Below are 22,500 nucleotides of genomic sequence, written 5' to 3'. Positions count from 1 at the left end.
GCGCACGGGCTGGAGCAGGTTGTTGAGCTCGTGCGCCACCGAGCCGACGAACTGGCCGAGCGTCTCCAGGCGCTGCCGGTCCCGCTCGGTCCGGTCGCGCTCCTGCTGCCGATGCTGCTCGAGCAGATCGATCTTGGTACGGTAGGCCACCGCCGCCGAGACCATCAGGGCGCTCAGGCAGGCCGACATGCGCCGGATGATCTCCGGCTCGTTGATCGGCACGCCCTGATCGGTCAGCGCCAGCGCCGCGCCCTCATGCAGCCCGGCGATCTCGTCGAGGGAGATGTCGTCGGTGATCGCCAGGCGGCCGAGTTCCTCGATGTCGAGGAGCGGCGCCTCGGCCGCCGTGGCGACGTAACGGGCCATGCCGGCGGTGTAGCGCTGCAGGAGGCTGTTCATGCAGCGTCACGCGCGGAACGCGACGCAGAGGACGCCGCAATCGTCGCTCTGGCGTCCGTGGCTGGCCATCAGGTCCGCGGCGAGGCGCTCGGGATCGCTGCGCGCCGCCTGCGGGTCCGCCTCCAGATCCACCGGCCGGAGACCGTCGGTCCACAGGACCAGGATGTCGGCGGCGGAAAACGGCAGGACGAGCGGCTTGAGCGGGCGCAGGCCGGCCCCGACGATCCCCGGCATGCCGTCGAAGCGCAGGGTTCGCGTGGAGAACAGCGCCCCCTGGATGTTGCCGACCGCCGCCACCGTGATGGTGCGCGCGGCGGGATCGATCCGCACCAGCGCCGCCGCAGCGCCGCGGGTGTGGCGCATGGCCCTGTCGGCGGTGACGAGCCGGTCCGTCGGCTCGATGCCCGCTTGGCCCTCGACCAGGGCGAGCAGGCTGCGGGCGGCCTGGTGGGCGTCCGGCCCATGGCCGAGGCCGTCGACGATGCAGGCGAAGGTGGCGTCCCCCTCCCGCCACCAGGCGACCATGTCGCCGCACACGGTCTCGCCGGGATAGGTCCGGGTCGCCGCGGCGATCCGGGGCTCCGGGATCTGCGATGCCGGATTCATGGCCGCCGCACCAGGCAGACGATGCGGGTCCCTTCCCCGACCCGGGAGGTGATCGCGAAGGTGTCGACCAGGCGGCGCGTCCCCGGCAGACCGCAGCCCAGGCCGCCGCGGGTCGAGAAGCCGTCCTCCATGGCCAGCGCGAGATCGGGAATCCCCGGGCCATTATCCTCGGCGACCAGTTCGATCACGGCCGCCCCGGTCGCATCCTGCGCGGTCAGGCGGATCAGGCCGCCGCGGTCGGTGTGAAGGACGAGGTTCATGGCGAGTTCGGACACCGCCGTCGCCAAGCCGTGCGCCCGCACGGTGGTGAAGCCGTGGCGCAGGGCGAGCCGGCGCGCCTCCTGCCGCGCCTCGGCAGCGTCGATCTCGCTCGTCACGTTGACGGTCACCACGTCCGGTTCCGGACTCATCGGCGCCTCGTCATGCCGGCCCGGACCAGGGTGCGGCCCGGACGGGTCTCGATGGTCATGTCGTCCATCAGCTTGTGCACGGCGGCGAGGCCGAGGCCGAGGCCGCCCCCGGTGGAGTATCCGCGCGTCAGCGCGCCGGTAACGTCGGCGATGCCGGGGCCCTGGTCCTCGGCCTCGATCACGATGTTCCGCTCCTGGGCCGTCAGCCGCGTGAGCACCCGGCATTCGCCGTTGCCGGCATAGGTCAGGATGTTGCGGGTGAGCTCGGAGACGACCGTGGCCAGGCGGGTCTGATCGACGGTGCCGAACCCGATCGCGGCGGCGGCGGCGCGGCTCGCCTGGCGGGCCCGCAGGATGTCGTCCTGGATCCGGATGTCGATGACCGCACGCGTCGCGGTGCCAGACGCCCCCGGTTCCAGTTCGGAGCGATCAGGTGGTCGGGACTTCGTCATGGCGACCTCCGCGGGACGCCACCATCCGAGCGACCTTGGCGACGCCGCCCTCAAGATCGAAGGCGGTCTCCATGTCGATCATGCCCCGGCCCATCTCCACGAGGGTCAGGGCCACGGCGGGCTGCATCCCGGCCAGGACCGCCACGCCGCCCATGATCTTCACCATCTTGGCCGTCTCCGAGAGGATCCGGGCCATGTACGAGTCGACGACATCGGCCGCCGTGATGTCGATCACGAGCCCGTCGGCCTTTCCGGCCTGGATCAGCGCGAGGGCGTCGATCTGGAGATCCATCACCTGCTGGTCCGTCAGGTCGGCCGGCAGGGAGGTCAGGAGGACGCGGCCGAGCCGGAGGATGGGGACGCGCATCAGATCATCGTCTCGATCGGGCCCTTGGCATGCTGGCCGAGGAGCCGGAAGGCCTCGGCCAGGCCGGACCGCAGGCTGCCCCGGGTGATCATGTTCGACAGGTCCACATCGAGCTTCACGAGGGTCTGGGCCGCGTCGGGGCTGATGCCGGTGACGATCACCTGGGAACCGAGCAGGCGCGCGGCCTCGACGGTCTTGGTCAGGTGCAGGGCGACGCGGCTGTCGATCAGCGGCACGCCGGTCACGTCGAGGATCGCGATCCGCGCCTCCTCCCGGGACAGCGCCTCAAGCAGCCATTCCATCACCTGACGGGCCCGCTGCGTGTCGATGATCCCGACGAGCGGCATCAAGATGATGTGACGCCAGATCGGCAGGGCCGGGGTCGCGAGATCCAGGAGCGCCCGGCCCTGGCGCTTGATGATCTCCTCGCGCGTCTCGACGAAGGCCGCGAAGGTGACCAACGCCAGCCTGTCCACCACCGCGTCGAGAGCGGTGCGCATCCTGTAGAGTTCCGTCGCCTTGGCGCTGGTCTCGCGATCGAGCAGCTCGCCCGCGATCGATTTCAGCGACAGGATGAGCGTGGCGGTCTCCATCGGCGTCAGGCCGTCGCGGGCGCAGGCGGCGCTGGTCGTGGCGGCCTGCTCCTCGACGGACTTGAAGGCTGGGCCGGCGCCGGCGCCGTCTTCGTCATCCGTGAGGAAATAGCCCGTGAGCTTCTCGACCAGCGTGCCCAGTTCGAGCTTGAGCAGCTGAAGCGAGGCCGGATGCGCCCCCGGCGCGGTGTCGCGCAGGCGTGCGAGCCACGCATCGAGCACGCTCGCCCGGTTCTGCAGAAGGATTTGTCCGACGCCGTGCATCAGTTCGGTCACTCCGTGGCGGCTGATGGGGCGAGGGCGGAGACGGCGCCCAGGAGTTCCTGCATGCCGACCGGCTTCATGAGGACGCGGTCGGCTCCGACGCGCGCCGCCTCCTCCATCGAGAAGAGCTGGGGTGCCCGTGGGGCGCCCCCGGTAATCGCGATGATCGGCAGGCCGGGCTTGTGCGCCTTGACCCAGCCGATCAGCGTCAGGCCGTCCCGTCCGGGCATCCAGAGGTCGGTGACGAGGATGTCGAACGGCCGGGCGCCCAGGAGCGCCTCCGCCTCGGCGGCGGACCCGCATTCCTGGACTGTGTGCTGACCCCGCTCGAGAAACCGTCGGATCGTCATCCTGACGACCGACACGTCATCCGTCAGTAGGACCGATGCCATGGATCAATCCTTCTGTTTTCGAACCTGAAATGGCGCATCGCGTACCCTAATAGACAGGACGGATGCAGTTCTTAAATCTAAGTCTATCAATAAAGACTAAAACAACTCGATTTCATTATTGTTCTTCACATTATTTCTCGGCGGTGATGGCCCTTCTGAGAGCGCGATTTCTGCAAAAGACTTAACGTCCGGCCAAGATTTCGTCAAGGGATTCGATAGATCCAGCGCCTGGAGATGTGTCCGGGCTGCCGCAAAGATACCTTCCAGATGCTGCAGGCGCTGCCGGGTGACGTCCTGGAACTGGATCGAGCCGATGAGGCGGACGATCGGCTGGGCGATGCGGGCGCTCTCTTCCTGGACCTTCACCAGCGTGTCCCGCTGATGGGCGACCAGGCGCTCCATGTTCTCCGTGAGGCTGGCGATCGCCGCAGCGATCTTCATGAGTTCGCCGCGCTCGCCTTCGACGCGGTCGTTGACCAGGATGGAGAAGTTTTCCCGGATGGACTCGCGCAGGCTGGCGAGATCCTGGGCGATCCGGGTCGCGGTGGTGGCCGAGGCGTTCGAGAGTTCCTTGACCTCCTTCGCCACCACGGCGAAGCCCGCGCCGGCCTTCTCGGCCCGGGCGGCCTCGATCGTCGCGTTCAGGGCGAGCAGGTTGGTCTGGCGGGCGATGGTCTGCACGCCTTCGGTCGCCCGCGTCAGCTGCGCGGTCGCGACGTCGAGCTCGTCGAGGCGCTGCCGGCATTCCACCACGTCCTGGTCGCGCCGGACCAGGAAGTCGCCGATCAGCTGCCGGTTCTCGGTGAGCTGCTGGTCGGTCTGGTCGACGATCTCGATCACCCGCGCGTTGGAGCCGGACAGATCGAGGAAGGCCAGCAGCTCGGTCATCGCGCCATCGACCTCCCGCAGGCTGGTCATGATGTCGAAGGCGGCGGCCTCGGTCTCGGTGGTGACCGAGGCCGTGTCGTTGGCAGCGCGCTCGAACAGGCGATCGTAAACCGCGAAATGGTCGGCCAGAGCGGCCTGGACCCCCGCGCGTCCCGCAGCGTCCTCCACCCCGGATTCGTCCGGCCGATCCGCCGGAAGCGGTGCCGGCTCCTGGGGCGCCGGCGCTTCCAGCTCCATCGCATGGCGGTTCAGCGTCACCGAGGCCCAGGCCGCGCCCCACGTGGCCGCAAAGCCGAGCATTGCGAGGGCGGCGACGCCCGGGGCGGGGCCGAACGCGACCGCGCCGACGGCGCCAAGCGCCAGGGCCGTCAGGACCGCACAGAGCGGGCCGATCCATCGGATCGCGCGCGGCGGGGGCACCCAGGCCATATCAGGCTCCGGGAACAAGCTGACGGATCACCTTGAGCAGGGCTTCCGGATCCACCGGCTTGACGATCCAGCCCGTGGCACCCGCCGACTTGGCCTCGTTGCGCTTGTCCTGCTGGGACTCGGTGGTCAGCATCAGGATCGGGATGAATTGCAGGCCCGGGAGCTTGCGCACCCGGCGGATGAGGTCGATGCCGTTCATCGCGCCCATGTTGAGGTCGGTGATCAGCAGGTTGGGCTTGGCGCCGCCCTGCAGCGTCGTGACGGCTTCCTCGCCGCTCGCCGCCTTGAGGACGCCGAGTCCGGCCTTGCTCAGGATCCCCTCGATGCTCATCAGCATCGTGGGGGAATCGTCGACAATCATGATCGTTGTGGCCAAGAGTTTCTCCTAGGATGGTGCGTGGGCGGCGGGCGCCGCATCGGCCTGCCAGACGGCGGTCAGCTCGTCGGCGAGAAGGCCGTAATCGGCGGTTCCCCGGCTCAGGGGTGCATAGTCCCGGACGGGTTTACGGGCGGCGAACGCCTCCGCCAGACGGATGTCGGTCCGGATCCCGGTGAGCACGCGCTCGATCCCGAATTCCCGGGCGATGTCCTGCATGGTCTCGCGGTGGTGATTGGTGTGCACGTTGAGCATCACCGGCAGCAATCCGACGACCTTCAGGCCGCTATTGACCGTCGTGGCGATGCGGAAGAACAGCCGCGCCAGCTGCCGCACACCCTCGGCCGACAGGGCGTGGGGGATCATCGGGACCAGGACGCCTTCGGCCGCCGCCAGGGCGTTCACCAGGATCATGTCGAGCGACGGCGGCGTGTCGAGGATCACGAGATCGAACCGCGCCGCGATCTCCGGGCTGCGCAGGCAGCGTTGCAGGGCCGAGACGCTGCGGTCCAAAGCCGTGGTGCCGTCGAACAGCTGGTCGGCGGGGGCGACCGACACGCCCGCGCAGGCGGTCGGCCGGATGGCCGCCTGCAAGTCGAAATCGGGGCTCGTGAAGACGTGGTGGGCGGTCGGCGCGTCGCGCTCCGGCACGACGCCGAAGCCGAGCCCGGCATGCCCCTGGGTGTCCAGGTCGACCAGCAGCGTGCGCCGGCCGCGGGCGCCGCACTCCGCCGCCAGGTTGACCGAGGTCGTCGACTTGCCGCTGCCGCCCTTCCGGTTCGAGATGGCCAGGATCGTGGTCACGCGGCCGCTCCGGGCGCCGCCTGCCGGGACGCGTCGAGGAACGGCATGACCAGGCCGGCCAGCGCCGGGTCGGCGGGCGGCGCGAGCGCGGCCGGCCGCGCGGCGGCGAGGACCTGCAGGATCGCGGCGTGGAGCCCCTGGCACTTGGTCAGCACGACCTTGTGGGCGCCCGGCTTGCGCAGGGCCTCCAGCAGCGGCAGGGCCTCCTCGACGGTGCAATGCCCTTCGAGATGGATGGTCTTGCGGACGATCCGGATGGCCATCACAGCAGCTCCCTGAGGTCGAGGACCAGGAGGACGCGGCCATCCCCCAGGAGGGTCGTGCCGGCATAGCCGCCGAGACCGGTCAGGACGCCCTCCAGGGGCTTCAGGATCACGTCCATCCCCTCCCGGAAGTTGTCGATGATCAGCCCGACGCGCCGGCCGTTGACGTGGCAGACGAGGACGGCGGCGTCGGCCTCGCCCCGCGGCTGATCAGGCAGGTGCAGCAGGCGCGACAGGCGCAGCAGCGGGATGATCGTCTCGCGCAGCACGAAGGTCTCGGCCTTCTTGATCATCCGGATGCGCTCGCGCGGGACCCGCACGGTCTCAACGATCATGTCCATCGGCACGCCGTAGAGGCTGCCGGCGGCCTCCACGATCATGATCCGGGTGACCGCCATGCTGAGCGGCAGGGCGAGGCGGGTCGTCGTGCCCTCGCCGAGGCGGGAGCTCACCGAGACCTGGCCGCCGAGCTTCTCGACGGTGGTCAGCACCACGTCCATCCCGACCCCGCGGCCGGACAGGTCGGAGATCTCCGCCGCCGTCGAGAAGCCCGGGCGGTAGATCAGGTTGATCGCCTCTTGGTCGGACAGGCGGTCCGCCTCCTCCTGGCCGATCACGCCCTTGGCGATGGCGGCGGCGCGGATCCGGACCGGGTCGATGCCGCGGCCGTTATCCTGGACCTCGATGACGACGCTGTCGGCCTCCTGGCGGGCCTTGAGCAGGATGCGCGCCGTCGCCGACTTGCCCGCCGCCCGGCGCTCGTCCGGCGATTCGAGCCCATGGTCGAGGGAGTTGCGGACGATGTGCAGCAGCGGGTCGCCCAGGGCCTCGATGATGGTCTTGTCGGCCGCCGTGTCCTCGCCTTCGAGGGCGAGGTCGATCCGCTTGCCGAGCTTGCGCGCGAGGTCGCGCACCAGCCGGGGGAACCGGTCGAAGATCTCGGAGACCGGCAGCATGCGGACCTGCATGATCGCGCCCTGCATCTCCTGGGCGAGCCGGTCGATGACCGCGTATTGCTCCTTGATCTCGCGGGACATCTCGCGCGAGGCGTAGGTCTCCTCCGCCCGCTTGGCGAGGAACGGCAGGGCGTTCTTGGAGACGACCAGCTCGCCGATCAGGTTCATCAGCAGGTCGATCTTCGCCTGATCGACCTTCAGGGATTTTGGGGCGATGCGGCCCTCGGGCTCCTTCGCGCCCGCCACCGGCGCGACCTCCTCGAAGGCCGGGGGCAGCGCGTCCGGCAGCGCGGGCGCCGCCTCCGTGCGCTGGAGCGGGGCGCCGTCGAGCACGGCCGACAGGGCGCTCAGAACCGGCGCGACCGAGCGGGCCTCCCGGGCCGCCTCGAACGCCGCCTGGATCGCGGTGCGGTCGGCGTCGCGGCCGAGGCTGAGGAGCACGTTCCCCACCACGGTCCCGACCGAGGCGAGGCGATCCGCATCGTAGCCTGCCTGCTCCAGGGCCCGGTGCTGGCTCGCCAGGACCGAGCGGGCGAGCTCCTGGCGCGGGTCGGCCTGTGGTGCCGGCTGCGGCGCCGGAGCCGGAGCTGCGGGCGCAGGGGCGGCCGGGGCCGGATCGAACCGGCCCGAGCCGGCAGCCGCCACCAGCGCCGCCACGAGGGCGGAATCGGGCTGCACCGCCGACAGGGCGGCCTCCAGCCAGTCCAGCGCCTGCCGGCGCCAGAGCGTCGGCCCGGCGACGCTGCGCAGCGCGCCCACGGCCGTCCGCAGATCGTCGTGGCGCCCCGCAGCGAGGAACGCCGAGGCCGCCTCGCGAAAGTCGTCCCAGATCGGCCCGTCGCTGGGCTCGCCCTCGATCCGCACGAGGTCCCGGGGCCGGACGGGGGCGATGGTGATCTGGTCCAGCTCGTAGCGCATCGCCTGCTCGATCTCGGGCCGGGGCGCCGCGGTCAGCAGGGAGAAGTGCAGGTTGCACTGGTATGGGTCGAGATCCTCCAGCGGTCCCCAAGGCTCCGCCGCCGCGATGTCGAGGGCCAGCGCTCCGGGCACCTGCTGGATCGCCTGCAGGGGATCGGTGCCGTTGAAGAAGCAGCCGGGTTCCGGCGCGTAGCGGACGAGATGCACGGCCTGGCCGCCGCAGGCGCGGCGGAACGCGTCCAGGCAGGCGGGGGCCGACAGGCGGGCGAGAAACCCCGGCGGCAGCGTCGCGACGTCGCCGTCGGGCGCCGGATCGGCCCCCTGCGGCGCGGCGTCCGCCGGTGCGTCGTCGGGCACATCGTCCTGGTCCTGCGCGCCCAGCCGCTGGCGCAGCAGCGCGGCCATCCGGTGCGCGACCCCGTCGGCATCCGTCGGCAGCGCCGAGCGCCGCTCCAGCTCGTCGATCCACTGGCCGACCTGGTCGAGGCTGTCGAGCAGCATATCGACCAGGCTCGAATCGATCTGGAGCGCGTCGGACCGGACCTCCCCGAGGAGATCCTCGGCGGCATGGACCAGCCGGGTCAGGGCCACCGCGTCGAACAGGCCGGACGAGCCCTTGATCGTGTGGACCGCCCGGAACACCTCGTTGATCGCGGTCTCGTCGGTCGGGTTCCGCTCCAGCTTCAGCAATCCGCTGGCCGAGACCTGCAGAAGCTCGCGCGCCTCCGGGATGAACCGGGCCAGCAGGGGGTTGGTCATGCCTGCGCACCGGTCAGCAGGCGCGCGGTCTCGACCAGCAGGACGGGATCGGCCGGTTTGACGATGTAGAAATTCGCGCCCACCGCGTAGGCCCGGCTCGCATCCGCGTCCTTGGCCTCGGTGCTGATCGTGACCACGGGAATCGCCTGGAGCGACGGCTCGCGGCGGATCCGGGACACCAGCTCGTAGCCGTCCATCTTGGGCATGTTGATGTCGACGATCATCAGGTCGAAGCCGCCGAGCAGGGCCTTCTCCAGGCCCTCGACGCCGTTGGCGGCCTCCTCGACCACGAACCCGGCACGGCCGAGCACGTCCCGGTAGAACATCCGCATCGTGATGCCGTCTTCGACGACAAGTATTCGTTTGCCGGACATGCTCGTATCAATCCTGATCGATCGGTCTTTGATAGACGATCGTGTCGCCGAACTTGCGCGGCAGGAACATCGACGACATGCGGCTCATGCTCTCGGAATGGCCCAGACAGATGAAGCCGCCCGGGACCAGGCATTCGTAGAGCGCTTCGACCGCGGCGCGTCGGGACGTGTCGTCGAAATAGATCAGCAGGTTACGGCAGAAGATCACGTCCATCGCGCGGTAGCGGTGCATGTGGATCGGATCCGACAGGTTGGCGATCGAGAACTCGATGGAGCCGCGCAGCTCCTCGTGGATCTCGAACTGGTCGTCGCCGAGCCGGCGGAAGTACTTCTTGCGCAGCTCCGGCGACAGCCGCTGCAGGGAGCGGTTGCCGTAGATCCCCTTGCGGGCATCGGCCAGCACCCGGGAATCGATGTCCGACCCGGTGATCTCGATGGCGAACTCGTCCGCCCGCGACCAGTATTCGAGGATCTGGATCGCGATCGAGTACGGCTCCTCCCCGGTCGAGCACGGCATCGACCAGATCCGCAGCGTCCCACCGGGGCGGCGCGTCCGGGTGATCTCGGGCAGGATGCCGCGCACCAGGGCATCGAACTGGTAATCCTCGCGGAAGAAGTAGGTCTCGTTGACCGTCATCAGGTTGACGAGGTGCTGCAGCTCCTCGCCCGAGGCCTGGAAGCGCAGCAGGGTGAAGTAGGCCTTGAAGCTGTCGCTTCCGGTCTTGGCGATCCGCTCCAGGAGGCGCTTCTCGACGAAATATTCCTTCTTGCCGCTGAACGAGATGCCCGTGCGGCGGTAGAAGTATTCGTAGAATTTTTCGTAGTCGTCCTCGGTGATCTGGATCGCCGGGGTGGTCTGTCCGAAGGTACGGTTGGGCTGCATCACGACCCTCCGATCCGGCGGATCGCCGCGGCGGCCGCGAAGCGGATGAACGGCACGTCGGGGAAGCGCGCGGCCAGGGCCTGGAGCGGCGCGACGGCGCTCTCGTTGCCGATCTCCGCGAGGCCGTCGACCGCCGCCGCGCAGACGTTGATGTGGGCATCGCGCGCCACGACCGCGGCCAGCCAGTCCGGCGCCTTCGGGTGCGGCAGAAGGCTCAGCATGTTGACCGCCATGATGCGGACGTCGCTGTCGGAATCGGCCAGCAGGTCGGCGACGTGCGGCTCCACCTCGGCGGGCATCTCCTGAAGCGCCTCGATCGCAGAGTTGCGCAGGGCGCTGTCCTCGCTGCGCAGCAGGGGCAGCAGGCCGGCCACCACCGCGGGCGACTTGAGGCGGATCAGCGTCGTCAGGATCACGGCCCGGACGCTGGTGGCCGGCTCCTGCGCGAGATGCGTGCAGAGAAGCGGCCCGGCCTCCGGGAAGGCGCCGAGCTCCCGGGCGGCCCGGCGCCGCTCGGCACTCTCGGGCGCGGCGAGGGCAGCCGTCAGCGTAGCGAGATCCGCGTGCGGCGGTTCCTCGGCACCCTTCGGCGCGTGGTTCGGTTTCTTAAGCGCCACGGCGGCGTTCCCCGGCTCGAGTCCCGGCTTCGGGGGCACGGAGCCACCCGATCAGTTGCTCTGCGATCGCGTCGCTCGGCAGGACCACGGTGGCCCCGCCGCGCTTGATCAGTTCCTGCGGCATCCCGAAGACGATGCTGGTCTCCTCGTCCTGCGCGATGGTCAGGCCGCCGCCGGCCCGCAGCCGGGCCATCGCCTCGGCGCCGTCGTCGCCCATCCCGGTGAGCTGAACGGCGATCAGCCGGTTGGCCGGGAGCAGGGCCAGCGCGCTCTCGACCATGCGGGCGACACTGGGATGCCAGATATGCACGTCGCTCTGCGGCAGCGGCGTCGCCGAATAGCCGATGCCCCGGCGGGTGACGACGAGGTCGGCATCCCCCTTGGCGATGTAGACCGTGCCCGGCTCCAACGGCATCTGCCGGGCGGCCTCCACCACCGTGACGGCGCAGAGGTCGTTCAGGCGCCGGGCGAAGACGCCGGTGAAGCTGCTCGGCATGTGCTGGGCGACCAGGACCGGCCAGGGGAAATCCTTCGGCAGGCGCGGCAGGATCTCCTCCAGCACCCCGGGGCCGCCCGTGGACACGCCGATCAGCACGAGCCCGGGGCGGCCGCCCGCGAACGAGACCTGCGGCGGTGGTGCCGCCGGAGCGGGGCGGCGTCGCTGGGCGGCCAGGCGCCCGCGTAGGCCGGTGCTGCGCCGGACCTTGGTGACCGCGGCGCTGCGGACCTTCATCAGCAATTCGCGGTGGATCCGGTCGATCGACAGGGAGATCGTGCCGCCGGGCTTCTGGACGAAGTCGACCGCCCCGAGGCTCAGCGCCTGCAGGGTCGTCTCGGCGCCTTCCTCGGTCAGCGACGAGACCATCACCACCGGCCGCGGATCCTCGCTCATGATCCGCGACAGGCAGGTGATCCCGTCCATCTCCGGCATGTTGACGTCGAGGGTGATCACGTGCGGATCGAAGCTCTGGAGCGCCTCCAGGACCTCGACGCCGTTGCGGGCGGTCTGAACCGTGAAGCCGCCCGCCGATTCGAGCAGCTGCGTGAGGTGCCTGCGCATCAGAGCGGAATCGTCGGCCACAAGGGCGCGGATCATGCGGGGTCTTTCGGGGGTGACAGGTCGGGGTGAGGGGCGGCGGACCCGCGCTCAGTGGGTCGTGAGCTGGACGGCGGCGGCTTCGTGCGTGTCGAGCAGCTGCATCGTGTCGAGCAGGAGGACCATGCGCTTCTGGCTCTCCAGGTTGGCGACCCGGCGGATCAGGCGCTGCTGCGCGTCCGAGAGGTTGGGCGCCTCGCCGATCGCCTTGGCCGAGATCCGCATCACCTCGGAGACCGAGTCGACGATGAAGCCGGTCCGGACGCCCCGGACGGTGAAGACCATGATCCGCTGGCGGTCGTTGCGCTCCGCCTCGGCGAGGTTGAAGCGGCGGCGCTGATCCACCACCGGCAGGACCACGCCGCGCAGGTTGATCACCCCCTCCACGAAGGACGGCGCCTTCGGGATCCGGGTCAGCTCGTCCGGCACCCGGACGATCTCCTGCACCGCCTCGATCGGCACGCCGTATTCCTCGCCCATCAGCCGGAACACCACGAACTGCTCCTCGTCGGCGGCGTCCTGGCGCTCGTCCCCGTCCTGTCGTCCGTCGGCACTCATGCCCTCGTTCCCCGTGGCGGAAAGCTTGCGCAGCTCGTTGGTGTCGAACATCTTCTCGACCGACAGGATGGAGACCAGCCGCTGCCCATCCTGCAGCCGACAGATCGCCTGGATCTCGTCCATGCCGCCGTCCTGCGACAGCAGGGCCGGCATCGCCTCGACGAGGCTGCGGCTGACCCGCAGCACCTCCTTGACGCTGTCCATCACGACGCCGACGGAGAACGTCCCGCCCTCGCCGAGCGACACCACCACGACCTTGTTGGTCTCGCTGAATTCCTTGGCCTGGAGGCCGAACATCTCGCGCAAGGAGACGAGCGGCAGCAGGCGGTTGCGCAGGGTGATCACCCCGAGCACGTGGGCCGGCGCGTTCGGGACGTGGGTCAGGCGCTCGGGCAGCTGCACGATCTCCTGCACCCGCTCGATCGGGAAGGCGTATTCCTGACCCGCCACCTCGAAGCTCACGAGCTGGTCCTCGTCGGCCTCGGCCTCGGCCCGGGCGGACGAGGCCACGTCGGCGGCCTGCACCTGGCCGGCGGCCCGGCGGGTCTTCGTGGAGAACTGGCTGAACTCGCGGCTCACCAGCTGGGCCGCGTCCAGGATCATCACCATCGACCGGCCGTCGTCGCCCTTGATCATCCCGGTCAGGAGCGCGGTGTCGACGCTGCCCTCGATCGCCGAGGTCGGCTCGATCCGGTCGGGATCGACGGTCACGACGTTGGCCATCCGGTCGACCACGAGGCCGATCGGATTGCCCTGGTCGAGCACCACCACCCGGGTGGCGTCGTCGTTCAGCACCGGCGGGAAGGCGAACACGTCCCGCAGGTTCAGGACCGGCAGGACCGTGCCGCGGAGGTTGGCCAGCCCCAGCAGCGAGGCGGGGCTGAACGGCACCCGCACCACTTCGGGAATCCGGATGATCTCCTGCACGTCGGCCAGCGCGACGGCGAACATCTCCGTCTCGACGTGAAAGATCACGAACTGACGGGCCTCGCTGCGTCCGTCCTCCTGGTCGGGTCGTGCGGTGCCCTCCGCCAGATCGGGCGTGAACCCGGAATCCAGCGCCTGCACCGCCTGAGCTGCTGCGTTTGCCATGGTCGGTCTTTCGCTCTCCGGGCGGTTCGGCTCAGGCGGCCTGGAGCTCGTCGGCGAGCGAGGCGATCTCCTCGATCGCGGCGGCGAGCTGCTCGGCGCCCTTGCCCTGCTCGCTGGCCGCGATTCCGGCCTCCCCGGAGGTCCGTGCCGCCTGCTGGGCCGCGGCGGCGACCTGCTCGATCGCCGTCTGGACCTCCCGGACCATGCGGGTGATCCCGTCTGCGCCGGACAGAATCTCCCGGTTGCCGCCCAGCACCTCGGCCATGTCCTTGATCACGGTGTCGAAGTTCCGGGAGATGGCAGCGCTCTTCTCGACCTCGTGGGCGGCGCCGTCGGCGATCTCCTGGATATCGCCGCGCACGAACACGATCGTGTCCTGGATGGTCTTGACCGTGTCCTTGATCCGCTCGGCATTCTCGGCGGAATCTCGGGCGAGGTTGCGGATATCGGTCGAGACCACGGCGAACCCCTTGCCGAACTCGCCGGCGCGGGCCGCCTCGACCGAGCCGTTGACCGCCAGCATGTTGGTCTGGATCGAGACTGTGGTGATGGCATCGACGATCTTGTCGATGCGGCGGCTGACCTGCTCCAGTGCGGCGACCTGATCGCGGCTCACGCGGCCCGCCTCGACGGATTGCTCGAGGCCGCCGATCATCGCGTCCACCAGCTCCTTGTTCTGGACCAGCATCTGCGAGATTTCCTGCGCCTTCTCCACGGCGGCGCCCGCCAGGGTCTGGGTCACCTGGGCGCGCCGCTCGATCTGCGCGATGGCGGCCGAGGATTGCTGGGTCGCGGCCGATTGCTGCTGGGCGCCCTTGGAGATCTCGTCGAGGGCGATCGTGACCTGACCGGCGGCGCGGTTGATCTCCTCGACGGCGCTGGACAGCTCCTCCGCCGCGGAGGCGACTTCCTCGGCGCTCTTGCCGATATTGGTGCTGTTCTTCAGCTCCTCGGCGAGGCCGGACAGCTCCTGGGCGGCGTCCTCGCTCTGCGCCAGCGCGGTGGTCTGCTGCTCGACCATCTTGCCGGCCTCCTGGCAGGCCGCGCTCTGCTCCTCGGCCGCGGCCGCGATGATCTCCGCGCCCTTCTGCGCCTCGGTGGCGGCGGTGGCCGATTCGTCGGCGGCCCGGGCAAGGTCGGTGCAGCCATCGATGATCCCGGCCATGTCGGTGCGGACCCGCTCGAGCTGGCTCGTGACTGCCCGGCCGGTCTCAACCTGGGACCGGGCGGAGATCGCCGACTGGCTGATCCCGTCGGCCGCGACCTTCACGTCGGCCTGGATCTGCGCCACGAGCGCCTGGATGTCGCGGGCGGACTTTTCGCTGGTCTCGGCCAGAGTGCGCACCTCGTCGGCGACCACCGCGAAGCCCTTGCCGTGCTGGCCGGCCCGGGCCGCCTCGATGGCGGCATTGAGCGCCAGCAGGTTGGTCTGGTCGGCGATCCGGGCGACGGCCTTGACGATCTCGCCGATGGCGCTCGCCTGCCGGTCGAGCTCCTCGACCAGCTTCACCGACGCCTCCTGGCGCTCGGACGCCTTGGTGATCGCGGCCACGGAGGTCTCGATCTGCGCCGCGGTCTGGACGACGAGATCGGACAGGGCCTCGGTCTTGCGCAGCGACGTGGTGGCGTTCTCCTTGGCGGCCTGGATCAGGGCCGCCCCCTGGTTCACCGCCTTCATGGTCTCCTGCGCGGCGCCCGCGGCCTCCTCGGCGCCGACGCCGATCTGCTCGGAGGCCTTGCGCAGCTCCTCGGCCGCGGCCGAGGCCTCGGCGATCCCGCTGGACAGCTCGGCGGTGGCCGAGGCGATTCGCTCGGCGGCCTTCTGCTGGCGCGCGAAGGTCCGGGCCTTGCGCTTCTCAGCCTCGGCGACGAGGTGCGATCGACCGGTAGGGGCCGAAACGCTCTCCCTCGGAGCGGACGGGGCCGGCATGGAGTGGATGGCGGATTTCTTCGCGAGAGCCATGTGTCGACGCCTTGTGTCGGGATCAGAGTGCCGGGTTCAGAGAATTTCCCGCCGCCGAAGGGAGGCAGGAATATCGATATTCGAGGGGTATCTGGTTGGTGTGTTGTTTCTAGATTTATATTCAATAATATTGTGTGGAGTTATCTCAAATAAGCCAATCCGCGTTGTCTTCCGAACAGAAGATGACAGACATAACCTAATGACAACATAATCTTTATCGCAAATTTGTCGATTGACAAGATTTTTTATGATTGAAATCTGCTCAGGCCACCGGAAAATTTTCTCTGAATGATTGCCGCTGATCAAAATCGGCTCATTTTTATACCTTTGCTTAAAGAAGAACGACGATGACCTGAGATTGACTTAAAATGTCGAGCCAACCTTACATCGGATCGGGGGAGCGGCGGTGGGCACGATCCGTATGTCTCGGAATGGTGCCGAATGGATCACGCGCTATCGCCTTCGCCGGACAGGCCGAACCAGGTGGAACTGCCCAGCGCCATGCCGGCGCGACAGTGATGGCCTGCTCAGCTCGAGCTAGTGGAGAGGGCCGCGGCTGCGCTACAGAACGGTGAAAGCAATACTATATGGAGGACATCATAGACGATTGGATGTCGATTGCTGCCGATCTTAATCCGATCGATATATGGCTGGCTTGAGCTTATATAGATGAAGCACGACCCTATTGCTGCGTTCGATAATGATAATGCTGCAGAAAGAATTCCTTTATCGTCCGACCAGATGCTGAAGCTCGTCGAGGAGCGGGGCGGGCTCGGCTTCTGGTCGCTGGAGATCGCGACCTGCAGGCTGTGGGGCTCCCCGGGCTTCTACCGGGTGGCCGGTCTCCCGCTCGCGGACGATCTGCGCAGCCTGTTCCGCAGGCTGGTCCACCCCGACGACGAGGCCGCCCAGGCCGACCTGTGGGACCTGCTCCGGAGCGGCCACGCGGTCGATCGGGAGTTCCGGATCATCCGGCCCGACCAGACGGTTCGGTGGGTCGCCCTGAAGACCGAGGTGGTGCTCGGATCCGATGCCCGGCCGGCCCGGGTCGACGGCATCCTGCTCGACATCACGGCGACGCACGAGGCTCGGCGGATCGCGGCGTGGATGCAGGCCCGCCAGACCGGCGTCCTGCGTGCGGTCGCCGCCGCGACCTGGTCGGCGCTTCCGACCGGGGAGATCGAGATGGCGGCCGGGTGGGGGCACCTGACGGGGCAGAGTGCCGCAGAGATGGCCGGGACGGGCTGGCTCGACGCGGTTCATCCCGACGATCGCCAGGCCGCGACGGCTGCCTGGCAGGCTGCCCGGACCACCGGAGCGCCCTACCGGGCGGAGTATCGGATTCGCGGCGCGGACGGCCAGTACCGCCGGTTCAGCGGTAGAGGCGCGCCGCAGGCCGATCCCGACGGCGCCGTGCGCGAATGGTTCGGCCTCGTACTCGCGATGGTGGACGACCCGCGCGACGCGGTGACGGATGCGACGATCGGGCCGCTGATCCGCGGCGCTCGGGCGGTGATCGGCTGGTCGATCCAGGACCTCGCGGAAGCCTCGGGCGTCTCGGGCTCCAGCGTCCGGCGGATGGAGGAGTTCGGTGAGAGCCCGCGTCCGCGGATTCGGCAGGCGGTGCGGCAGGCCCTCGAGGGCGCCGGGATCCGGTTCGTCGCGACCGGCACCGATCAGGTCGCCATCGAGATCGACCTCGGGCGCTTCCCGCAGGGTTATATCAATCAGTGATGATCATAACCGATCAGCGCATGAGCGCAGGCCGGGATCGTCAAGTGTGTCGGTGAGACTACCATGAACCAACCATCCGCTGGTCATGAAGAGCTTCATCGTTCTCGCGAGCACTGCCGACCGACAAAAAAAGCCTCCGCCAATGCGCCACGCCGGACTAGATAGCAGTGCCCGCTGGCGTGATCGCACCCGGTGATGCTTTCAACCTTTGGCCTTGAGGCGCTCGCTCAAGACTCGGAACCGCTCCCGCTCTCCGGACCGGTCGAGCGGGCGGCATCCCGATCGATCGGACGGAGCGGCGCTGCTTGGGGCAGGGAGGTGAGAAGAGACAGCTCTTCTCGTTTCGCTGTCAGTCCAACGTGATCACGATCTTGCCGAACGGACCGCGATCGAGATGATCGAGAGCGGCCGGCAGCTCATCCAGGGCATAACGCCGGTCGATCACCGGCTTCAGCTTCATCACGTCCACGGCACGGACCAGATCCTCCAGCGCGCGGCGGTGGCCGACGCGGATGCCCTGGACGGTGGCGGATTTGAGCAGGAGATTCGTCGCAGCCGCCGAGAGATCGTAGCCCTCGATCACGCCGATCACCGAGACGCGTCCGTCGACGGCCACCGCTTCGAGCGACCTGGCGAGATGCGCCCCGCCGACGAGTTCGAGGATGTGGTCGATGCCGCGATCCGCGGTGAGCCGGTAGACGGCCTCGACCCATCCGTCGCGGTCGATCGCGTGGTCGGCGCCGAGGGCTCGGGCGCGCTCGCGCTTGTTCTCGGAACCGGAGGTGACGAAAACCTCGGCGCCGTGGGCCTTGGCGATCTGGAGGCCGAACAGGGCGACGCCGCCCGTGCCCTGGACCAGCACGCTCTGGCCCGCCCGCAGCTGACCGCGCTCGACCAGGGCGAACCAAGCCGTCAGACCGGCACAGGGCAGGGTGCTGGCTTCCGCGAGGTCGAGGCTTTGCGGTGCGGCGACGAACCAATCCTGGGGCAACGCGACGTAGTCCGCCAGGACGCCTTGATGCGCGCCGCCGAGGGTTGTGGCGTCCACCGTCTTCGCGGATCCCGCGGACCGGCCGTCGATCCAACCCGGGAAGAAGGTCGTGATCACCCGGTCCCCCGGTCGGAAGCGCGTCACGCCGTCACCGATGGCGGCGACTGTTCCGGCGAGATCGGAGGCGGGGGTGAACGGGAAGGCGAGGGCCAGCCCCATCCCGTGCTCGATCACGAGCGTGTCGCGATAATTCAACGCCGCCGCCGCGGCCTTCACCAGGACTTGCCCGGGCCCCGGTTCGGGCACCGGTACCGTCTTCAGCTGAAGGGACGCGCGGCCTAAGCCGGACATGTCCCAGCGCCTCATCGTCGTCATGGCGAATCTCCGATTTTCTTGCCGATCTCTTGCCGGCCGGCGATGCGTAGCGTTGATCTCTGCGCGCCAGTGACGATAGTTCGGACCGCGATCGGTGCGCAGGAAGCGACAATGATCCCCGGTGACCTGCTGGCGGACCTGCCGGTGCTCGTCGCTGCGGCCGAGGCCGGCAGCTTCTCGGCGGCGGCGTCCAAGCTGAACCTGACGCGCTCGGCGGTCGGGCGGAGCATCGCTCGCCTCGAACACCGGCTCGGCGTCCGGCTGTTCCACCGCACCACCCGCTCCCTCGCCCTGACGGATGATGGGCAGATCGTTTTCGAGCATGGAAGGCGAGCGCTCGCCGAGGTGCAGAGCGCGACCGCGCTGCTCGATTCCGGGCGGCGCGCGATCGTGGGCCGGCTGCGCGTCTCAGTGCCGGCGCTGTTCGGCCGGCTGCGCATCGCGCCGATCCTGATCCGGCTCGCCGAGGCGCATCCGAAGCTGGAGCTCGATCTCAACTTCAGCGACCGGCTGGTCGATGTGGTCGAGGATGGGTTCGATCTCGTGGTGCGCAACGGCCGGTTGCAGAACTGGCCCGGCCTGACCGTGCGGCGGATCGCGTACCAGCCGATGCGCGTCTGCGCGGCCCCGCGCTATCTCGAAGGGGCGGGGGTTCCGGAATCGCTCGCCGATCTGTCGGGCCATCACGCCATGCTCTATGGCCGTCCCGGCTACGCGCGCTCCTGGCTGTTTCCACAGGCGGACGGTCCGGCGACCGAGATCGTGCCGCCGAGCCGGATGCGGTTCGACGATGTCGACGCGATCCGCGACGCCGCGATCGGCGGCCACGGCCTCGCCTGGCTGCCGTGCTGGCTGATCCGCGACGATGTCGCCGCGGGGCGGCTCGCGACGGTGCTCGACCATCTGCCCGCCCATGTGTTCGAGAGCCACGCGCTCTGGCCGCAGACCCCGCATCTGCCGCTGCGCGTACGCCTGGCGATCGATGCGCTGGCGGCGGCGCTGCCGGAGGAATCCGCCCTTCGCGCCGAGAACCGGGCTCGAACCGAACCGGCCTGAGCATCACGCGCCCGCGGTGTTGGCCCGCAACGGCCGGCTGTTCATGACCTATTCCGCGAGCGCGACGGATGCGCACTATTGCATGGGCATGCTGACCGCCCGCGACGACGCCGACATCCTGGATCCGGCGAGCTGGTCGAAATCACCGCAGCCGGTTTTCCGGACCTGTCCCGAGCACGGCATCTACGGCCCCGGCCACAACAGCTTCACGGTCGACGCGCGCGGCCGGGACATGCTGGTGTTCCACGCCCGCGACGACGAGACGATCGTCGGCGACCCGCTGTTCGATCCCAATCGCCACACCCGGGTCCAGCCAATCCGCTACTGCGACGATGGTGTGCCCGATTTCGGGCTGCCGGTGGCCAACAGGCCGCTTCCGTCCTAGCCCGCCGGCGGTTTGGTCCCCCGTCCGTCCCCAGGCCGCAGCCACCCGGTGTTGGCGTTCGGCACCCGCACCTTTAGAGTGCAGGCGGGGACGCGGCTTCAGCCGTGGAGGGGGGATCATGACGCATCACCGTGCGAGCGGCGCAGCCCAGCGCAATCGGAGCTGACGACCGCGTTTTGCGCGTTTCCGCTCGCCTGGGTCGATCGATCGTGTCCGGTGCGCCTCGTGCGCTGCCGCGGCTGATGCTTGCAGCAGTTGCGTCCGTGACGCTCGTCGCGGCGCAGCCCGGGCCGGCGCGCGCCTTCGACCTGTTCGGCCTGTTCGGCTCCGAGCCCGAGCCGCCGGCACCCAGCGCGACGGCCCTGCCGTATGCTGTGCGCATCACCGGCACGGACGATTCCGACGTGCTGCAGGCGCTCCAGGATATCTCGACCCTCTATCGCCTGCGCCAGGACCCGCCGCCGGACGGGGAGGGGCTCCTGCGCCGGGCCGAGACCGACCTGCCCAAGCTCGCCGATGTTCTCTCCGGCTACGGTTATTATCAGGGCACTACGGCGATCCGCATCGACGCCGTTCCAGTGGCGGGGCAGGCCCGTGCCGCAGCCGCGGTGGGCGCCGCCGAACGCTGGCGCAATCGCGGCCTGGTGCCGGTGCGGATCGCGGTCGATCTCGGGCCGCTCTACACCCTGCGCCGGATCGTCGTGCGCGATGGCGCCGGCCGGCCGTTCCCGGAGGAGGTGCTGCCGCCGCGGATCACGCGCGTGGACGACGACGTGCCGGCCCGCTCGGCCACGGTGCTGGCCCGGGAGGCCCGGATCGTCGACCAGTTCCGGGCGCAGGGGCATCCCTTCGCCAAGGTGGTGGCCCGTGATCCGGTGGTGGACGACACCGCCCATGTCATGGACGTCACCTTCACGGTCGATCCCGGGCCAGTGGCCGGGTTGGGGGCCGTAGCGGTCAGCGGCGCGCCGGGGATCGACCCGGCGACGATCCGCTCGTTCATCTATGCCGAGCCGGGGGATCCGTATTCGCCCCAGGCGGTGGCGGCGATCCGCAAGTCGCTGACGCGCATCGAGGCGATCGGCGCCGCGCGGGTCCGCGAAGGAACGGCGCTCGACGCGGACGGAAACCTGCCGCTCTTCGCCGAATTGAGCGAGCGCGAGCGCAATCTCGTCGGAATCTCTGCGCGCTATTCGACGGTCGACGGCCCGGGGGTGCGCGCCTACTACGCCAACCGCAATCTGTTCGGCGGCGGCGAGACGTTCCGGCTCGACGCCGACATCTACTACTTGGGGTTGGGCAACGATCCGTTCGCGACCCAGCGCAAGATCGCCGGGATCGGCACCAACGGACTCGGCGGGCGCCTGTCGGCGACCTACGTCCAGCCGGCGCTCGGCGGCACCCGCAACGACTTCCTGGCCAACGCCTTCATCACCCGCGAGGTGCAGCAGAGCTACCTGGTGGATGGCGGCGGGGTTTCGGCCGCGATCCGGCACCGGTTCTCGGACACGTTCTCAGCGCAGATCGGGCTCGACGCGCAGGCGGGCCGCTCGAAGGACGCCCTCGGCACGGTCAATTACCGCCTGATCGGCGTCCCGGCCTCGGTGACCTACGATTCCACCGACAGCCTGCTCGACCCGACCAAAGGGTTCCGGGCGATCGCCTCGCTGGCGGCCTATCCCGGGGCAATCTCGTCGCCCGGGATCGTCGTCGCGAAGGCGCAGGGCTCGACCTATTATGCGCTGGACGACGAGGCCCGCTACATCCTCGCCGGACGGATCGGCTTCGGCTCGGTTTCCGGCGCGCCGCTCGGGGACATCCCGGACAATTTCCGCTTCTTTGCCGGCGGTGGCGGCTCGGTGCGCGGCTATCCGTACCGGACGCTCGGGCCGATCGGTCCGTTCAACCTGCCGATCGGCGGCCGCAGCCTGCTCGAAGCCTCGCTGGAGGCGCGGATCAAGATCACCGACACGATCGGGGTGGTGCCGTTCTTCGACGCGGGCACCGCCTTCGCCTCGGCCCTGCCGGATTTCGATGAAAAGATCCGGAAATCGGTGGGCATCGGCCTGCGCTACTACACCGGCATCGGGCCGATCCGCGCGGATCTCGCCTTCCCGCTCGACCCCTACAAGGGCGGCCATGTCCGCCCGGCCGTCCTGTATCTCAGCCTGGGGCAGGCGTTCTGAATGGCTGATGTTTTCGGGAGACGGGTCGGATCCGGACGCTCTTCCTCCCCCCTCTGCGGGGGAGGGTGGCCCCGGCGTCAGCAGGGGTCGGGAGAGGGGAGCGCCGTGTCCGGAGAAATCGCGACGGGAGCCACAAGCTGCGCCGTCGCGCTGCCCCTCTCCCGACCCCCTCCGGGGGCCACCCTCCCCCGCAGAGGGGGGAGGAAGAGCGTCCGGATCCGACCCGTCTCCCGAAAACATCAGCCATTCAGAACGCCTGCCCCAGGCTGAGATACAGGACGGCCGGGCGGACATGGCCGCCCTTGTAGGGGTCG

General features: G+C 69.1%; 23 protein-coding genes (1 of these 23 only partly in view). 4 read left to right on the top strand and 19 right to left on the bottom strand.

Annotated features, from left to right (window positions below; genetic code table 11):
• The 18 genes from MKK67_RS05450 to MKK67_RS05365 form a co-directional block, all read right to left on the bottom strand.
• A protein-coding gene (locus MKK67_RS05450; RefSeq protein ID WP_243962663.1) for a sensor histidine kinase crosses the window boundary here: on the bottom strand, positions 1-399 show its start. Its footprint begins 609 nt before the window's first position; the window shows 399 of its 1,008 coding nt (coding positions 1-399); the start codon lies at positions 397-399; its stop codon lies beyond the left edge, outside the window.
• Between the two features lie 6 nt (positions 400-405).
• Complete coding sequence (locus MKK67_RS05445) at positions 406-1,005, bottom strand: SpoIIE family protein phosphatase (protein ID WP_243962662.1); 600 nt, start codon at positions 1,003-1,005, stop codon at positions 406-408.
• Entirely contained in the window at positions 1,002-1,415 is a 414-nt protein-coding gene (locus MKK67_RS05440; protein ID WP_243962661.1) for an anti-sigma regulatory factor, read from the bottom strand. The genes MKK67_RS05445 and MKK67_RS05440 overlap by 4 nt, the downstream gene beginning before the upstream one ends.
• Positions 1,412-1,867 (bottom strand): ATP-binding protein, encoded by a 456-nt coding sequence (locus tag MKK67_RS05435; protein ID WP_243962660.1) that lies wholly within the window; start codon positions 1,865-1,867, stop codon positions 1,412-1,414. Before MKK67_RS05435 ends, MKK67_RS05440 begins: the two co-directional genes overlap by 4 nt.
• Complete coding sequence (locus MKK67_RS05430) at positions 1,845-2,234, bottom strand: STAS domain-containing protein (protein ID WP_243962659.1); 390 nt, start codon at positions 2,232-2,234, stop codon at positions 1,845-1,847. Before MKK67_RS05430 ends, MKK67_RS05435 begins: the two co-directional genes overlap by 23 nt.
• A complete protein-coding gene (locus tag MKK67_RS05425; RefSeq protein WP_243962658.1) occupies positions 2,234-3,091 on the bottom strand; it encodes an STAS domain-containing protein in 858 nt (285 codons plus the stop codon). Before MKK67_RS05425 ends, MKK67_RS05430 begins: the two co-directional genes overlap by 1 nt.
• A gap of 8 nt (positions 3,092-3,099) precedes the next feature.
• The gene (locus MKK67_RS05420; protein WP_243962657.1) at positions 3,100-3,483 is read right to left on the bottom strand and encodes a response regulator; all 384 of its coding nucleotides are present in this window, start codon (positions 3,481-3,483) and stop codon (positions 3,100-3,102) included.
• 96 nt (positions 3,484-3,579) lie between these two features.
• Positions 3,580-4,800, bottom strand: coding sequence for a methyl-accepting chemotaxis protein (locus MKK67_RS05415; RefSeq protein ID WP_243962656.1), 1,221 nt, complete (start codon positions 4,798-4,800; stop codon positions 3,580-3,582).
• Between the two features lies 1 nt (position 4,801).
• A complete protein-coding gene (locus MKK67_RS05410) occupies positions 4,802-5,176 on the bottom strand; it encodes a response regulator (protein WP_243962655.1) in 375 nt (124 codons plus the stop codon).
• Positions 5,177-5,185: 9 nt separating this feature from the next.
• Entirely contained in the window at positions 5,186-5,980 is a 795-nt protein-coding gene (locus MKK67_RS05405; RefSeq protein WP_243962654.1) for a ParA family protein, read from the bottom strand.
• Entirely contained in the window at positions 5,977-6,243 is a 267-nt protein-coding gene (locus tag MKK67_RS05400) for a hypothetical protein (protein ID WP_243962653.1), read from the bottom strand. The genes MKK67_RS05405 and MKK67_RS05400 overlap by 4 nt, the downstream gene beginning before the upstream one ends.
• The gene (locus MKK67_RS05395) at positions 6,243-8,876 is read right to left on the bottom strand and encodes a chemotaxis protein CheA (RefSeq protein WP_243962652.1); all 2,634 of its coding nucleotides are present in this window, start codon (positions 8,874-8,876) and stop codon (positions 6,243-6,245) included. Before MKK67_RS05395 ends, MKK67_RS05400 begins: the two co-directional genes overlap by 1 nt.
• The gene (locus MKK67_RS05390; protein WP_243962651.1) at positions 8,873-9,250 is read right to left on the bottom strand and encodes a response regulator; all 378 of its coding nucleotides are present in this window, start codon (positions 9,248-9,250) and stop codon (positions 8,873-8,875) included. Before MKK67_RS05390 ends, MKK67_RS05395 begins: the two co-directional genes overlap by 4 nt.
• A gap of 7 nt (positions 9,251-9,257) precedes the next feature.
• Entirely contained in the window at positions 9,258-10,133 is an 876-nt protein-coding gene (locus tag MKK67_RS05385) for a CheR family methyltransferase (RefSeq protein WP_243962650.1), read from the bottom strand.
• Positions 10,133-10,750, bottom strand: coding sequence for a HEAT repeat domain-containing protein (locus MKK67_RS05380; protein ID WP_243962649.1), 618 nt, complete (start codon positions 10,748-10,750; stop codon positions 10,133-10,135). Before MKK67_RS05380 ends, MKK67_RS05385 begins: the two co-directional genes overlap by 1 nt.
• A complete protein-coding gene (gene cheB / locus MKK67_RS05375; RefSeq protein WP_243962648.1) occupies positions 10,740-11,846 on the bottom strand; it encodes a chemotaxis-specific protein-glutamate methyltransferase CheB in 1,107 nt (368 codons plus the stop codon). Before cheB ends, MKK67_RS05380 begins: the two co-directional genes overlap by 11 nt.
• 51 nt (positions 11,847-11,897) lie before the next feature.
• On the bottom strand, positions 11,898-13,496 hold the full coding sequence (locus MKK67_RS05370; protein WP_243962647.1) for a chemotaxis protein CheW: 1,599 nt from the start codon (positions 13,494-13,496) through the stop codon (positions 11,898-11,900).
• 31 nt (positions 13,497-13,527) lie between these two features.
• Positions 13,528-15,459 (bottom strand): methyl-accepting chemotaxis protein, encoded by a 1,932-nt coding sequence (locus MKK67_RS05365; protein ID WP_243962646.1) that lies wholly within the window; start codon positions 15,457-15,459, stop codon positions 13,528-13,530.
• A gap of 741 nt (positions 15,460-16,200) precedes the next feature.
• Here MKK67_RS05365 and MKK67_RS05360 point away from each other — a divergent pair.
• Positions 16,201-17,193 (top strand): PAS domain-containing protein, encoded by a 993-nt coding sequence (locus MKK67_RS05360; RefSeq protein WP_243962645.1) that lies wholly within the window; start codon positions 16,201-16,203, stop codon positions 17,191-17,193.
• A 349-nt stretch (positions 17,194-17,542) separates the two neighbouring features.
• Here the strand turns inward: MKK67_RS05360 and MKK67_RS05355 are convergent, their stop codons facing one another.
• Positions 17,543-18,550 carry a zinc-dependent alcohol dehydrogenase family protein gene (locus MKK67_RS05355; protein ID WP_243962665.1) on the bottom strand — a complete coding sequence of 336 codons (1,008 nt, stop codon included), beginning with the start codon at positions 18,548-18,550 and terminating at the stop codon, positions 17,543-17,545.
• Between the two features lie 120 nt (positions 18,551-18,670).
• Here MKK67_RS05355 and MKK67_RS05350 point away from each other — a divergent pair, with 120 nt between their 5' ends.
• From MKK67_RS05350 to MKK67_RS05340, 3 genes are all read left to right on the top strand, one after another.
• Complete coding sequence (locus MKK67_RS05350) at positions 18,671-19,615, top strand: LysR family transcriptional regulator (protein ID WP_243962644.1); 945 nt, start codon at positions 18,671-18,673, stop codon at positions 19,613-19,615.
• 16 nt (positions 19,616-19,631) lie between these two features.
• The gene (locus MKK67_RS05345; RefSeq protein WP_243962643.1) at positions 19,632-20,000 is read left to right on the top strand and encodes a family 43 glycosylhydrolase; all 369 of its coding nucleotides are present in this window, start codon (positions 19,632-19,634) and stop codon (positions 19,998-20,000) included.
• 242 nt (positions 20,001-20,242) lie between these two features.
• Positions 20,243-22,186: an autotransporter assembly complex protein TamA gene (locus MKK67_RS05340; protein ID WP_243962664.1), complete on the top strand. Its 1,944-nt coding sequence runs from the start codon at positions 20,243-20,245 to the stop codon at positions 22,184-22,186.
• The last annotated feature ends 314 nt before the right edge of the window (positions 22,187-22,500 follow it).

The sequence above is a fragment of the Methylobacterium sp. J-072 genome (assembly GCF_022829425.1).
In the GTDB taxonomy this organism is placed as follows: Bacteria; Pseudomonadota; Alphaproteobacteria; order Rhizobiales; family Beijerinckiaceae; genus Methylobacterium.
Note: the sequence above shows the minus strand (reverse complement) of the source record. Positions and strands in the feature narration are given on the sequence as shown.